The 14,315-nt window shown below is 64.4% G+C and carries 12 protein-coding genes and 1 pseudogene; 7 read left to right on the forward strand and 6 right to left on the reverse strand.

Annotated features, from left to right (window positions below):
• Position 1 precedes the first annotated feature (1 nt).
• From B586_RS07185 to B586_RS07210, 6 genes are all read left to right on the forward strand, one after another.
• Complete coding sequence (locus tag B586_RS07185) at positions 2-856, forward strand: GNAT family N-acetyltransferase (RefSeq protein WP_047315455.1); 855 nt, start codon at positions 2-4, stop codon at positions 854-856.
• 179 nt (positions 857-1,035) lie between these two features.
• On the forward strand, positions 1,036-2,859 hold the full coding sequence (locus B586_RS07190; protein ID WP_054880321.1) for a penicillin-binding transpeptidase domain-containing protein: 1,824 nt from the start codon (positions 1,036-1,038) through the stop codon (positions 2,857-2,859).
• Between the two features lie 141 nt (positions 2,860-3,000).
• Positions 3,001-3,510 carry a pyridoxamine 5'-phosphate oxidase family protein gene (locus tag B586_RS07195; protein WP_052915681.1) on the forward strand — a complete coding sequence of 170 codons (510 nt, stop codon included), beginning with the start codon at positions 3,001-3,003 and terminating at the stop codon, positions 3,508-3,510.
• 145 nt (positions 3,511-3,655) lie between these two features.
• Positions 3,656-4,513 (forward strand): type I methionyl aminopeptidase, encoded by an 858-nt coding sequence (gene map / locus B586_RS07200; RefSeq protein ID WP_047315453.1) that lies wholly within the window; start codon positions 3,656-3,658, stop codon positions 4,511-4,513.
• 248 nt (positions 4,514-4,761) lie between these two features.
• Entirely contained in the window at positions 4,762-5,316 is a 555-nt protein-coding gene (locus B586_RS07205; RefSeq protein ID WP_047315452.1) for an alpha/beta fold hydrolase, read from the forward strand.
• A 245-nt stretch (positions 5,317-5,561) separates the two neighbouring features.
• A complete protein-coding gene (locus tag B586_RS07210; RefSeq protein WP_047315451.1) occupies positions 5,562-6,311 on the forward strand; it encodes a gamma-glutamyl-gamma-aminobutyrate hydrolase family protein in 750 nt (249 codons plus the stop codon).
• A gap of 53 nt (positions 6,312-6,364) precedes the next feature.
• Here the strand turns inward: B586_RS07210 and B586_RS07215 are convergent, their stop codons facing one another.
• From B586_RS07215 to B586_RS07240, 6 genes and pseudogenes are all read right to left on the reverse strand, one after another.
• Complete coding sequence (locus B586_RS07215) at positions 6,365-6,943, reverse strand: PPE family protein (protein ID WP_054880320.1); 579 nt, start codon at positions 6,941-6,943, stop codon at positions 6,365-6,367.
• A 44-nt stretch (positions 6,944-6,987) separates the two neighbouring features.
• On the reverse strand, positions 6,988-7,287 hold the full coding sequence (locus B586_RS07220) for a PE family protein (RefSeq protein WP_054880319.1): 300 nt from the start codon (positions 7,285-7,287) through the stop codon (positions 6,988-6,990).
• Between the two features lie 294 nt (positions 7,288-7,581).
• Positions 7,582-8,742 (reverse strand): alkaline phosphatase family protein, encoded by a 1,161-nt coding sequence (locus B586_RS07225; RefSeq protein ID WP_054881020.1) that lies wholly within the window; start codon positions 8,740-8,742, stop codon positions 7,582-7,584.
• Between the two features lie 125 nt (positions 8,743-8,867).
• Positions 8,868-9,992 (reverse strand): Nickel transporter NicT, encoded by a 1,125-nt coding sequence (nicT, locus tag B586_RS07230; RefSeq protein ID WP_047315448.1) that lies wholly within the window; start codon positions 9,990-9,992, stop codon positions 8,868-8,870.
• 124 nt (positions 9,993-10,116) lie between these two features.
• Positions 10,117-11,496: a mycothione reductase gene (gene mtr, locus B586_RS07235; protein WP_054880318.1), complete on the reverse strand. Its 1,380-nt coding sequence runs from the start codon at positions 11,494-11,496 to the stop codon at positions 10,117-10,119.
• Positions 11,497-11,671: 175 nt separating this feature from the next.
• Positions 11,672-12,682 (reverse strand): annotated as a pseudogene (locus B586_RS07240) (alpha/beta hydrolase); the annotation flags it as partial.
• Between the two features lie 149 nt (positions 12,683-12,831).
• Here B586_RS07240 and mqo point away from each other — a divergent pair.
• Positions 12,832-14,313 carry a malate dehydrogenase (quinone) gene (gene mqo, locus B586_RS07245; RefSeq protein WP_054880317.1) on the forward strand — a complete coding sequence of 494 codons (1,482 nt, stop codon included), beginning with the start codon at positions 12,832-12,834 and terminating at the stop codon, positions 14,311-14,313.
• The last annotated feature ends 2 nt before the right edge of the window (positions 14,314-14,315 follow it).

Consider the following 14,315-nt stretch of genomic DNA (forward strand, 5'->3'; position numbering starts at 1 on the left):
GATGTCGGCTCCACCCATCTTTCGCCTTGTTGGCGAGCGACGGGTGTCCGTAGTGCGCGACGCCGCCGCGGTGTGGCGGGTATTGGACGACGACCCGGTCGGATCGTGCATGGTTGCGGCCCGGATCGCAGAACACGGCATCGATCCGACTGCGATTGGCGGGGAACTGTGGACCCGTCGCAGCGTCGATGAGTCGCTGTGTTTCGCCGGTGCCAACCTGATCCCGCTGCGCGGCGGACGTGACGACCTGACTGCGTTCGCCGACGCGGCAATGAGTGGGTCGCGGCGCTGTTCGTCGCTAGTCGGTAAGGCCGAGTTGGTGATGCCGATGTGGCGGCGACTCGAGTCGGCCTGGGGTCCGGCGCGTGACGTGCGCGAGCACCAACCGCTGATGGCCCTCAAGTCGTATCCGAGCTGCGAGATCGACCCCGCGGTGCGTCAGGTTCGGCCAGCGGAGCTGGATGCCTACCTAGTGGCCGCCGTCGACATGTTCATCGGCGAAGTGGGCGTGGACCCGCGGCTTGGCGACGGCGGCCGCGGTTACCGTCGCCGGGTGGCCAGCCTCATTGCGGCCGGACGGGCGTGGGCCCGTTTCGAGCAAGGGCAGGTCGTCTTCAAGGCCGAAGTGGGATCGCAGTCGCCGGCAGTTGGGCAGATCCAAGGCGTCTGGGTGCACCCGGAGTGGCGTGGGCTGGGCCTGGGCACCAGCGGCACCGCAACGCTAGCCGGTGTCATCGTGGGCAGCGGACGTGTCGCTAGCCTGTATGTGAACAATTTCAACACCGTGGCGCGTGCCGCGTACGCCCGAGTGGGCTTCGTCGAAGTCGGCACCTTCGCGACGGTGCTGCTGGACTAACCCGGGCGCGCTTTTCGGGGATCGCCGCCCGGAGTCCCCGGAGTCCAGTGTGCAGCTGGCCGCACACTGGCACCGAACGCGCGGCTGGCCGCACATTCGGCACGGGGAGCCCCACATAACGGCTTGGTCTCGGTGTGTCGGCGCCGCAGTCCAGGCCTCAGTTCTTAACATCAGCAACGATGGTCGCAAAAACCTCACCAGTATCAGTTGTTTCGGTAGCGGCGGGTCTGTTGCTTGTCGCGGTTATCGCCGTGTCGGGCTGCACCCCGCGTCCCGACGGCCCGGGCCCGGCCGCTGAGAAGTTCTTTGGCGCGCTGGCCATCGGCGACACCGCGACAGCTGCCCAACTCAGCGACAACCCCAACGAGGCCCGCGAAGCACTCAACGCGGCATGGGCCGGACTGCAGGCTGGCCGCCTGGACGCGCAGCTCCTCAGTGCGAGGTACGCCGAGGACACCGGCACCATTGCCTACCGCTTCACCTGGCATCTGCCGAAGAACCGGACGTGGAGCTATGACGGCCAGCTGAAGATGGCCCGCGACGAGGGACGCTGGCAGGTTCGCTGGACCACCACGGGGCTGCACCCCAAACTGGGCGAGCACCAGACGTTCGCGCTGCGCGCCGACCCGCCGCGGCGCGCCTCGGTGAACGAACTGGGGGGCAGCGATGTGTTGGTACCGGGCTATCTGCACCACTACGCGCTGGACGCCACCGCGGCCGGGCGCGCCCTGATCGGGACGGCACGCGCGGTGGTCGAGGCCTTACATCCCTTTGATGACACCCTCAACGACCCGCAGCTGCTCGCCGAAAAAGCCAGCTCGGTGACGGAGCCACTGAGTCTGGTGACGCTGAGCCCTGACGACCACGACAAGGTCGCTCCGGCGATTGCGAGGCTGCCCGGCGTCGTGGTCATCCCCCAGGCGGAGATGCTGCCGACAGATCCGCATTTCGCACCGGCCGTGATCAGCGAAGTGAAGAAGGCTGTCAGCGACGACCTCGACGGCCAGCCCGGTTGGCGAGTGGTCAGCGTCAACCAGAATGGCGTCGACGTCGCGGTGCTGCACGAGGTCGAACCGTCGCCGGCGTCGTCGGTCTCGATCACGTTGGACCGGGCAGTGCAGAATGCCGCCCAGCACGCGGTGGACAGCCGCGGTGGTAAGGCCATGATCGTCGTGCTCAAACCGTCGACCGGGCAGATCCTCGCGGTCGCGCAAAGTCCGGGGGCCAACGCTGACGGCCCGCTGGCCACCACCGGCCTGTTTCCCCCCGGGTCGACTTTCAAGATGGTCACCGCCGGCGCGGCTATCGACCGCGATATGGCCACCCCCAACACCATGCTGGGTTGCCCCGGCCGCCTCGACATCGGGCACCGCACCATCCCCAACTACGGCGGCTTTGATCTTGGCGTGGTACCGCTGTCACGGGCGTTCGCCAGTTCCTGCAACACCACCTTCGCCGAGCTCAGCAGCAGGATGCCGCCCCGTGGTCTGACCCAGGCCGCCAACCAGTACGGGATTGGGCTTGACTATCAGGTGGACGGCATCGCCACGGTAACCGGGTCGGTGCCGCCGACAGTGGACCTGGCTGAGCGCACCGAGGACGGCTTCGGCCAGGGCCGGGTGCTGGTCAGTCCGTTCGGCATGGCCCTGGCGGCCGCCACCGTAGCCGCCGGTAAAACCCCGGTTCCGCAGCTGATCGCCGGGCGGCCAACCAGAGTCGAAGGAACCAGCACGCCGATCGCCCCGAAGGTGATCGATTCGTTGCGGCCAATGATGCGGCTGGTGGTGACCAACGGGACCGCCAAAGAGATCGCCGGCTGCTGCGGTGCGGTCTTCGGGAAGACCGGTGAAGCCGAGTTCGCGGGCGGATCGCATTCCTGGTTCGCCGGGTATCGCGGCGACCTGGCGTTCGCGGCGCTGATCGTGGGCGGTGGCAGCTCGGAATACGCGGTCCGGATGACCAAAGTCATGTTCGAATCGCTGCCGCCGGATTACCTGACTTAGCGCTATCGGCGGCGTCGGCGGGCGCGTGATGCGGCTTGCGGCGTCAGGGTGTGTGTCAGCGGCAGATTTGGGAGCACTTAGCCTGAAAAGCGTGCGTTATGTGCAGCGAAAAACCGTATTCCAAGCGCCCGAAGTGGTGAAGTGATCAACGCGGAGCCGCTTAGGCAAATATCGCTTAAGCGCCTGCTCGCGTCGGTCCGGCATCCTACGATCGCCACCGCCGACAGGCAGGGGAAGCCATGGAACACCCCCCTATTGGCCGCCATCGACCGCAATGCGCGACTGTATTGGTCGTCACATCCTGATTCGCAGCATTCGCAGAACATTGCACAGAATGGCAGGGCATTTATGGTCTTTTTCGACAGCATTCAGGGTGGTTTGGGACTTTACCTTGATACGACGGCGGATAGGGTGACTGATCCGCGTACTGTGCAGGAAGCTCTAAATTTGCTCACCAAACGTATCCCCGGAGTGTGCGCACCGCTGCCTGAGTTCCTCGCCTCTGAGCAACGGATTTATCGGGCCGTCCCGCACCGCGCGTGGCTTAGTGATGTCACCCACAACGACAGCGGAGCGGTCCTGCGCGACATCCGAGTGGAAATCAACCTGGACGAATTGCAGAACGTCGCCGCTGTCCTTGACCCACTGTGAGTCGCCCGTGTGAGGCCCGCCACAGCACCGGCCTTGTCCGTGCCGACTCGTGTTGACTGGTCAGGTGGTGTGCGGCTCGGTGACCATCCGGGGACCGCGTCGGTCATTTCGGCGTCGCCCAGGACGGCGTGACTAAGCTTGCGGCATGCCCGCTCGCACCGCGCTTTCTCCCGGCGAATTATCCCCGACTCGGCCGGTGCCCGCGCTGATCCCACGCCCTGAATACGTCGGCAAGCCGACCGCGCAGGAGGGCAGCGAGCCGTGGGTGCAGACGCCGGAGGTAATCGAGAAGATGCGTGTCGCCGGCCGGATCGCGGCTGGTGCGTTGACCGAGGCAGGTAAGGCAGTCACGCCCGGCGTGACGACCGACGAGCTGGACCGGATAGCCCATGAATACATGGTCGACCACGGCGCCTACCCCTCAACGTTGGGCTACAAGGGCTACCCGAAGTCGTGCTGTACATCCCTCAACGAGGTCATCTGTCACGGCATCCCGGACTCGACGGTGATCGCCGACGGTGACATCGTCAACATCGATGTCACTGCCTATATCGACGGCGTGCACGGCGACACCAACGCGACCTTTCTAGCTGGCGATGTCTCCGAATCCCACCGGCTACTCGTGGAGCGAACCCGCGAGGCGACGACGCGCGCGATCAATGCCGTCAAACCTGGGCGCGCGTTGTCCATCATCGGTCGGGTCATCGAGTCGTATGCAAATCGGTTCGGGTACAACGTGGTTCGCGACTTCACCGGTCATGGCATCGGCACCACGTTTCACAATGGGCTGGTTGTTTTGCATTACGACCAGCCCGCTGTCACGACAACCATGCAGCCGGGGATGACGTTCACCATCGAGCCGATGATCAACCTCGGAACGCTGGACTATGAAATCTGGGACGACGGCTGGACCGTGGTCACCAAGGACCGCAAATGGACCGCGCAGTTCGAGCACACGCTGTTGGTGACCGACACCGGCGTCGAGATCCTCACCATGCAGTGATCTGACGGGTGAGCTGGTGGCATCGCACCTCGACATGGATACTGGTCATTGGCCTGCGTGATGGCCCACCGCCGCGGCGACCGCGGATCCGCGTCCAATTCGGCGATGCGTAGTGGCGTAACGGCTTGGTAAATATCGACGTAATCATAGGTAACTCAAGCGCATTCGGAACGGGCACTGCCATGAGAGAACCCGCGGAAATAGCTCGTAAACAGGCTGATCGGCTATAACGTGCGTAGGTGTCCTCGATGATGACCACGCTCGACGGGTTTCCGGTCCCGGTCTGGGTAGCCGGTCCGGAGAAGGGCGTCGTGGTCGTAATACTTGGTGCTGACCAGGGTAGGCCCGCCGCCTATGAACCGGTGTGCGAGCGACTACACACCGCTTCGCTGCGGACGGTCGTTATCGGCCCCGACCCGCGACTTACCGCCAAGTCGGTGGTCGGCATCCTCGACGTCCTCGGGATCGGCTGGGCGGTGGTGGTTGGCGACCGCGCTGGCGGTGAACTCGCCTGGGAGTTGGCGGCGACCAGGTTGGGCCGATTCGTTGGTCTCGTGGCTATCGACCGCGGACATCCACGGGTGGCTGACCCCAACGGCGTGGTCCGTGACGGAGACTGCCCGCCGGTGGAGATCGCCACCACCGTGCTGGTCAGTTCCCCCGATGCCCGGGCAATGGCCCGCGACAGCCAGCGGTTCGTCTACGCCGACTACCGTATGGTGGACCTGCTGGGGCGACGCAACGCCCAGGAGTCGACCGCGCAGTTGGCCGCCGAGATCGTGTTGCGCACCAGCGCCTGGTAGCGCCGAACAGTAGCTCCTACAAGCGATTGGCCGACCGCAGCTGCACGCCGACCACCGTGGCATGGGGCTGAGCGAAAGCTGCAGCCACCCGAGGCCTGTGCTGGCAATGCCCGACGACGTTACCGGCATGCAACGGCTGCCCGCTACGCTGGCCGAGGCTGTCGCCGCGTGGTCACGCAACCACAACAACGCCTGCGTGGAATTGGCGGTGTCTAACACGGCGGTCATCAACTGGGAGAGGTTACGTGGATTTGAGCGGCTCGAGACCAAGGGTGGGCTTGACGGCCTACCTGGAGCAGGTGCACACCGGGATCTGGGACGTTCCCGCGGGTTATCTGCCTGCCGATTACTTCCAAGGCGTCACCATGGCCGGTGGTATCGCGGTGCTGCTGCCGCCGCAGCCGGTGGACCCCGAGATCGCGGGCCACGCACTCGACGGCCTGGATGGTCTGGTGATCACCGGTGGTTATGACGTCGATCCCGCTGCCTACGGCCAGCGACCGCATCCGAGCACCGACGAGCCCCGCGCTGCCCGCGACTCCTGGGAATTCGCGCTACTCGGGGCTGCGCTGCAGCGCGGGCTGCCGGTGCTAGGTATTTGTCGCGGCGCGCAGCTGCTCAATATCGCGCTGGGCGGCACGCTGCACCAGCACCTGCCTGACGTGATTGGCCACAGCGGGCATGGGGCGGGCAATGCGGTGTTCAACAGGTTGTTGGTCCGCACCGTGCCGGGTACGCGGCTGGCCGCTGTGCTGGGGGAGTCTGCCGAAGCGCGGTGCTACCACCATCAATCCATCGACAAGCTCGGTGATGGCCTGGTGGTCAGCGGGTGGGACGCCGATGGCGTCATCGAGGCGGTCGAGCTACCGGGGGACGCGTTTGTGCTTGGCGTGCAGTGGCATCCGGAGAAAGCCCTCGACGACCTGCGGCTGTTCACCGCGATCGTCGACGCTGCGGGCCGCTACGCGAATAGCAGATGCGCAGAGTACAGCTGACCACAAACGTGTTCATCGCGATCCGAGAGGCTGCCTAGTGGAACCGGTCGATCTCACCCGGCGGCTTGATCTGCCACGGTGGTGTCGGTGCGGGTCGGGGTCTCGTTGATGAGTGGCGCCGGCGGCCGCGGCCACGGGTGCAGGTTGTTCACCACACGCACCGTGGTATCCGCATAGTCATTCATCGCCTCGGCGTTCGTTACCCAGAAGCGCTGGTACACGGTATCGCAGGCCTCGAGGGCCCGAGTGTTTTGCCCGAGTGTGTTGCTAGTGAGCAGTTCCGCTCTCCAGGCGCGGTTATGGGCGATCTGCGCTAAGGGCACCATTTTCTTAACCGCGTCTTCATAGGCATCAATGACTTCACAAATCCGCTCGAGGGTTAGCGAGGCATGAATCTCGACGTAGTTCAGCCACCCCTGATACCGCGTGGTCGCGTCGTGCATCCGCATCGCTGCCCCACCTTGCCACGTCTGCAGCAGCTCCAAGACCAGGCTCTGACACAACGTGGATGCCGCTTTTAGGTCCGTCACCACGCGATCCCACTCGCGGGCGGCGGCCATCATCGAGTCCACACCGGGGCCGGCCAGCAAATCGCGGGCGTTATCCTCTGGTGGGAACGCATCGAAACGCATCACGTCTTTTTGATCACATTCTGCTGGCCACGACTGCGGTGAGATCAGCCCACATGTTTGGCGTTGGTGGCCTCGGTATGCGAATAGCTCCCCGCGGCGCTCGACAAGGCGGCCGCAGCCGTACGAAGAATCGCTAGGGCCTCAGTGCTGATCTCCTGATATTGTGCCGCATGCGCGGCGAAGCGCTTGGCCGCCAGCGCCGACACCACGTCGTGACCCGGGGCATGAACACCGGTAAGCGCCGGGACTGCCCTAGCATTGCCGTGACTCATCAGATTTTCGATGCTATGCGCCGCATGAGCCGCTGCCGTCAGCGCCTCGGGTGTTACGCTCATGAAAGACATGCCAATTCCTTTTCCTGTCAACGAAACTCAGCGATCGCGAAAGCGGTTGTCAAGGTTTATCGGTATGCAGGTCGACACTTCGGCCGATGGCTGTCTAGTGACGATACCGTTACACCTTGGCGATGTCTGTCAGCCGATCGGTCACCGAGGGATGAATGTGATGTCCTCCGATCGACCGACCTTGCGTGTCATCCGTCGCCGAGTCCGCGGCTTGTGCCATGTTGTCCGGTCGCGCTACGGAAATAGTGTTGACAACGAGGAGAGAACTTGCCGAGGTTTTTGCGCGCCGAAATCTCAGCCGCGGGAAAGAGATGTGAAAACGATTAGCGGGATTGCCATTTCGGCTGCGGTGGCCGCGCCGTGAAAACCGATGAGTCGCGCCGATTCCGGCGGCTCATGCCCGGTCGCCAGTACCGCCGCGTCACCGGTACAGACGACGACGACATCGCCGATGCGGGGTAGGTGCCGCGGGTGGACCGGCCCGAACAGTCCGGTGGACACGGCCTGATCGCGGCTATAGACCTGCGCCCAGCCGTCCAGCAGCTCGCGCCAGGTGTCGGCTACGTCGACTGCGGCGCCGGGTTGGGCGTGCAGGTAGCGCACCCGCGGCTCGCCGGCGACCACCCGCACCCCCTCGCGCAGTCGCGGGTCGGCGTCGAGGTCGACCCGCGCGTCGTCAGGGACGTTGAGGCCACCGTGGTCGGCGGTCACCAGCAGCACCGCATTCCGGGGAAGCGTCTCGACCAGCCGGGTCAGCAAGCCGTTGACGTGGGCCGCTGCGTCGTGCCACTGGGACGAACCGATACCAAATACATGGGCCGCGGTGTCCAGTTCGGCGGTATAGCCATAGACCAGACCCGGCTCCGCGCGCAGCTCGTCGGCCAGCTGCTGGGCGTAGTCCTTGGTCGCGTTCGTGGGCACAAACCGCGCGCCGCGATATGCCGCGTCGGTCAATCCGCTGCCGAGAAACCCCTCCGGCAGCACCGTGCGCGCACTGACCCCGGCCTGCGCCAGCCGTTCGAACCAGGTTGGCAGCGGCTGCCATTGGCGGTGCGGCGGGTCGTCGCGCCACCGGACGTGGTTGAGCACCCGGTCGGTGCCGGGAATGTTGAGGGTAAAGCCCAGGATTCCGTGCTCGCCGGGTTGTGCGCCGGTGCCCAAGGACACCAGGCTAGTTGGCGTGGTCGACGGAAACGTGCAGGCGAGTTGATCGAGACGTCCGATGCCACCGGTCAGAACGGAGGCGAGCAGCGGCGCGGCGGCAGCCAACTCCGGTAGCAGGTGCCAACCCAGTGCGTCGACGAGCAGCACCGCGACGCGATCGACTCGATCGACCTGATTGACATGGCCCACCCAATCCGTCAACGCCAGCCTGTCGAGCGCACCCGGAACCCCGAGCAGCGCAGCCGCGGCGGGCAGTACATCGCAGATCGATCCGGGGACTGGATCAGGCATGGGCCCAGTCTGGCAGCGGATCGCACGCGGCTCGACGTGGGCCAGCTGTTGGCCCACACATGCACAGGCCGGGGCGTCGCACCGCCGCACCGGTGATCGCGTATCTGGCGCGGACGGCCAAGTGGTCAGGCCGCGTTTTCGGGTGAGGCCCACCGCTCTTCGATACGGCCGTAGCGCCAGACCAGCAGCGCGATAGCCCAGGTGATGACAAACATGGCGACCACCAAGTAGCCGACCGCGTTGAGGTCGAGGTCACTGACCCAGTTCCAGAACCCGCCCTGCCAGCCGAACTGGCCGGCGAACAGGCTGAGTAGTTCGACGCTGCCGACCAGCAGGGCGACGGCCACCGACAGTCCGGTGATGGTGATGTTGTAGTAGATCTTGCGCACCGGGTTGGAAAAGGCCCAGCCGTAGGCAAAGTTCATGAACGAGCCGTCGATGGTATCCAGCAGACACATGCCGGCGGTGAACAGCACGGGCAGACAGAGGATGGCGTACCACGGCAGCCCGGCGGCCGCGGTGGTGCCGGCCAGGACCAGCAGCGCGATCTCGGTGGCGGTGTCGAACCCCAGCCCAAACAACAACCCGACTGGGTACACGTGCCAGGACTTGCTGATCGATGTGGTCCAGCGCCCGACAAAACGGTTGATCAGTCCGCGGTTGTCCAAGCGTTGTTCCAGCTCAGCTTCGTCGTAGCTGCCGCGGCGCAACTGCGCTAATACCCGCAGCATGCCGATCAGGATGAGGACGTTGAGGATCGCCAGGAGGTAGAGGAACACCCCTGAGATGCTGGTTCCAATCAGCGCCGTGTAGTGATGTAGCGCCGAGGAATCGTCCTTGACCGGTCCGACGATGGTTTTGACTCCGGTCGCCAGCAGCATCGCCAGCCCGAAAACCACTGTGGCGTGGCCCAGCGAGAAGAAGAACCCGACGCCAAGGGGACGTTGCCCATCGTTCATCAGCTTGCGGGTGGTGTTGTCGATCGCCGCGATGTGGTCGGCGTCGAACGCGTGCCGCATGCCCAAGGTGTAGGCCGTCACCCCGAGACCTATGCCAAATGCCTTGCCGCCCACGGTGAACTGTGCCGGCTGGACGAACCACACCACAGTGATCCAGCCAACCAGATGCAGCGCAGCGATGACCGCCAACATCGATCCCAGCCGCCGCCATTCGGCCGGCGCCAAAAAGCCATGCGCTGTGCCGAACCATGACGACCACGATGGGCGCCCATCGAGCTCCCTACCGGTCATGTCGGTCCTTCCAGCATCGGGCAGAACGCAACAGGCACGACTGTAAATTGCGTCTCAAGCTCGATGCAAATCGATTGCAGGAATCACACCGCCGCATTGCCCCCCCGCCGCAGCGCCGTTGAGGTCAGCGCAGACCGAGTAGCGCGTTTTCGACCACCTCGGGCAGCGCCGGGTGGATCCAGTACTGGCCGCGTGCCATCTGGGATGCGGTCAACCCGAAGCTCATCGCCTGAATCAGCGGCTGGATGATCGAGGATGCCTGGTAGCCCATGATGTGTGCACCCAGCAGGCGCCCGCTGCCGCGCTCGGCGATGAGCTTAACGATCCCGGTGGTGTCTTCCATGGCCCAGCCGTACGCGACGTCGCTGTAGTCCTGCACCTTAACAGAAATGTCGAATCCCTTTGCAACAGCTTGATTTTCGGTCAACCCGACAGCAGCCAGTGGGGGATCGGTAAATACCGCCGACGGTACATACCGGTGGTCGGTCACGGCCATCGACTCGGTGTCGTCCCAATCGCACAACAGATTGTGCGCCACGACGCGGGCTTCGTGGTTGGCGACATGCTTGAGAAGATGCGGCGACGAGACATCGCCGAGCGCGAAAACCCCACGCGCGGAAGTCCGTTGGTATTCGTCGACTACCACCCGACCGTCCGCGACTTCGACACCGGCCTGCTCGGCGTCGAGGCGATCGGCATTGGGCACCCGGCCGGTCGCGACCAGCAATAGGTCGGCATGCAACTCGCAACCATCGTCGAGCTCCACGGTGACGCCGGAGCCGCGATTCTGCGCGCCCACGACGTGACGGTGGGTGCGCAGGTCCCATTTGCTCGACGCGATGCGGGTGAACCGTTCACAGATAGTGTCATCGTAGTGCCGCAGCAATGTGCCGCCCCGGATCACCAGAGTGACCCGTACCCCGAGCGCGGAGAAGACGTGCGCGAATTCGGCTGCAATGAAGCCGCTTCCGACGATCACGATATGCTCGGGCAACTCGGCGATCCGCATGACGGTATCGCTGGTGTGATACTCGACGTCGGAGGCAAGGATGGCCGGCGGGATCACTGGCCGCGACCCGGCCGCGATCACCACTTGCTCGGCGGTGAATTCTTCACCAGCGTCGGTGCGCAGCAGATAACGCCCGTCGGCCTGAACGGGTCCGAACCTGGTGTGCTGGCGGTACACGTCGATATTGGGTGCCGACCGTCGATAGTCTTCGCCGCTGAGCCCGATTGGATCGATTCGTCCGAAGACGCGGGAGACGATGTCGTCCCAGCGCACCCGGTCGATGCGTGCGTCGATGCCGTACCGTGCTGAATTCCGGATCGAATTGGCGACCTCGGCGGCATAGACGAACATCTTCGTCGGGATGCATCCGACGTTCAGGCAGGTTCCCCCGAAGGTGCCCTGCTCGCAGATCGCTGTCCGTTTGCCGGCATAGCGGTCGTCGAGAATACTGTTGCCCGAACCGGTTCCGATTATCGCGATGTCGTAGGTTTCCATTTTTGGGCCGTTACCCTTTCCCCGACGATGCCGAGATCGATGGCGATGACCCGCTGCGCCCGGCTTCGCCGCGCTTGCGATCATCGGGAGTTGATGGTGATGACCCGCTGCGCCCGGCTTCGCCGCGCTTGCGATCATCGGGAGTTGATGGTGATGACCCGCTGCGCCCGGCTTCGCCGCGCTTGCGATCATCACTGGCGTCGGGGTTGTCCCATAGCTTGAGATACTCGTCCAGCCAGAGGTCCAGTTGATGATAGGCAATCTGGCGTGGCTGCGGCAGTGACAGGAACACGTCGTGTTTGGCGTCTGCTACCGGAACGACGGTACTGCGGTTGCCGATACAACCGGCCCACCGGGCGATCTGGGCAACGTCGAGAACCGCGTCGCCGCGTTGCAGGGCCGTTGGGCCGCTGCTTTCGCGCACGCTGTGATCCGAACGAAGAATCAAGTTGGGTACCCCGACATCGAGCCCGCGATGCAGCCGTTCCTGTCCACGGCGCATGGCGTTGAGCCAGCCGAAGGTAATCGGGAAGCCGCCCAGCGGCTTCCATTGCAGGTTGTAGTCGAACTCCCCGTCGTAGTCCCGGTGCAAGCTGTGCCCGTAACCGCCATTACCCTGCCCGCGGACGACACCTTTGGCGCGCAGTCGCGATAGCGCGGTGATCGCCGCCGAAGTCACGCCCAGACGCAGAACCGCCGGACCCTGCAAATCCAGCCACGGGCTATTGAGGACTAGGCCGCCAACGCCGGCGCGCGCGGTCGCGCCGCGCCTGCGCAACTTATCCAGCCAGAGCGACACGATGAGCCCACCGGTGGAATGGCCGTACACCAGCACCTTGACTGGACGGGCCTGCGTGCCGATGACTGACAGGGCGTGTTCGAGTTCCACGTCGTAGTGCGACATGTTGGTGATGAAGTGCGGCGTTTGACCAAGCTGCCGCGACCGGCCGCACTTGCGCAGGTCTAGCGCATAGAACGTGAAGCCGCGGTCGGCGAAGTGATCGGCCAGCTCGGTGTGGAAGAAGTAATCGGTGTATCCGTGCACCGCCAAGACCGCATGCGCTGCTTCGGCGGCCCCCCGACGGATCAGGGTTGCGACGATGTCGCCCTCCCTGTCGGGATCGGGGCCGAGCGGGATCGTGCACTGCCAATAGCCGGGCAGAACATCGGGCACCCAGCCGGTCACGAGGTCAGCTTAGAGCGTGGTCACCGGTTATGCGCGACGGTTAGCTCGGGTTTGGCTGATGGCGCCGGCTTGGGGCAAGCTCGGTCGCGATAACCTGGGGACTGGCAAAGCCGAGGAAGCCCTGCTAATCCGAAGGATCAACGAGACGGGTGTCACAGTTAGCCAGAGCCGACGTCGTGCTCGTCGGTGCCGGCATCATGAGCGCCACGCTGGGAGCGTTGTTGCGGCGGCTGCAGCCGGACTGGTCGATCACCCTGATCGAGCGGCTGGACGCCGTCGCCGCCGAAAGCAGCAGCCCCTGGAACAATGCCGGCACCGGACACTCCGCGCTCTGCGAGTTGAACTACACCCCGCAGAACTCCGACGGCTCTATCGACATCACCAAAGCGGTGCGTATCAACGAGCAATTCCAGGTGACCCGCCAGTTCTGGGCGTATGCCGTCGAAAACGCCATCCTGACCGACGTAGGTAGTTTCCTCAACCCCATCCCGCACGTGAGTTTTGTCCACGGAACCGAGCGTGTCGATTACCTGCGGCGCCGACAGCAGACACTGGCTGCTAACCCGTTGTTCGCCCGTACTGAGCTGATCGAGGATCCCGACGAGTTCGCCCGCCGGCTGCCGTTGATGGCCGCCAAACGTGACTTCTCCGAGCCGATTGCGCTGAGCTGGGCCGCCGACGGTACCGACGTCGATTTCGGTTTACTCTCTCGACAGCTCATCGGTTTTTGCGTGCGTAACGGCACAACCGCGCTGTTCGGTCACGAGGTCCGCAACCTGTCTCGTCAATCCGACGGCAGCTGGACGCTGACCGTCAGCAACCGCCGGACCGGCGAAAAACATAAGCTGAACGCCAAATTCGTCTTTATCGGGGCTGGCGGTGACACCCTGTCACTACTACAGAAGTCCGGCATCGATGAGGTCAAGGGGTTCGCTGGCTTTCCGATTGGCGGCCGGTTTCTGCGCGCCGACAACCCCGCACTCACCGCTGTGCATCGGGCCAAGGTGTATGGCCTTCCGGCGCCTGGAGCGCCACCGCTTGGGGCGCTGCATCTGGACCAGCGGTTGGTCAACGGCAAGCCGTGGCTGGTGTTCGGGCCGTATGCCGGTTGGTCACCGAAGTTCTTGAAGCACGGCCGCATTAGCGATTTGCCGCGGTCGATCAAGCCAAATAACGTGCTGTCAATGCTCGGTGTCGGTGTCAACGAGATGAAACTAGTCAACTACTTGATCGGCCAACTGCGGCTCTGTAAACCCGACCGCGTGCACGCGCTACGCGAATTCGTCCCCAGCGCAGTGGATTCCGATTGGGGGATGACGGTGGCCGGCCAGCGTGTACAGGTGATCCGGCGAGATAGGCGCAAAGGCGGGGTGCTTGAATTTGACACCTCCGTGCTGGGATCCGCCGACGGCAGCATCGCCGGCCTGCTGGGCGGCTCCCCGGGTGCATCCACTGCTGTGCCGGCCATGCTCGAGGTGTTGCAGCGCTGCTTTGCCGACCGGTATCGGTCCTGGCTGCCCGTGCTCAAAGAGATGGTGCCGTCGCTGGGGGTCGAACTATCTCATGAGCCCGAACTGTTCGACGAGGTGCGGTCATGGAGCGCCAAGGCGCTACAGCTGGAGGCGGCGTGACC

The organism is Mycobacterium haemophilum DSM 44634, from assembly GCF_000340435.2.
GTDB classification, from domain to species: Bacteria; Actinomycetota; Actinomycetes; order Mycobacteriales; family Mycobacteriaceae; genus Mycobacterium; species Mycobacterium haemophilum.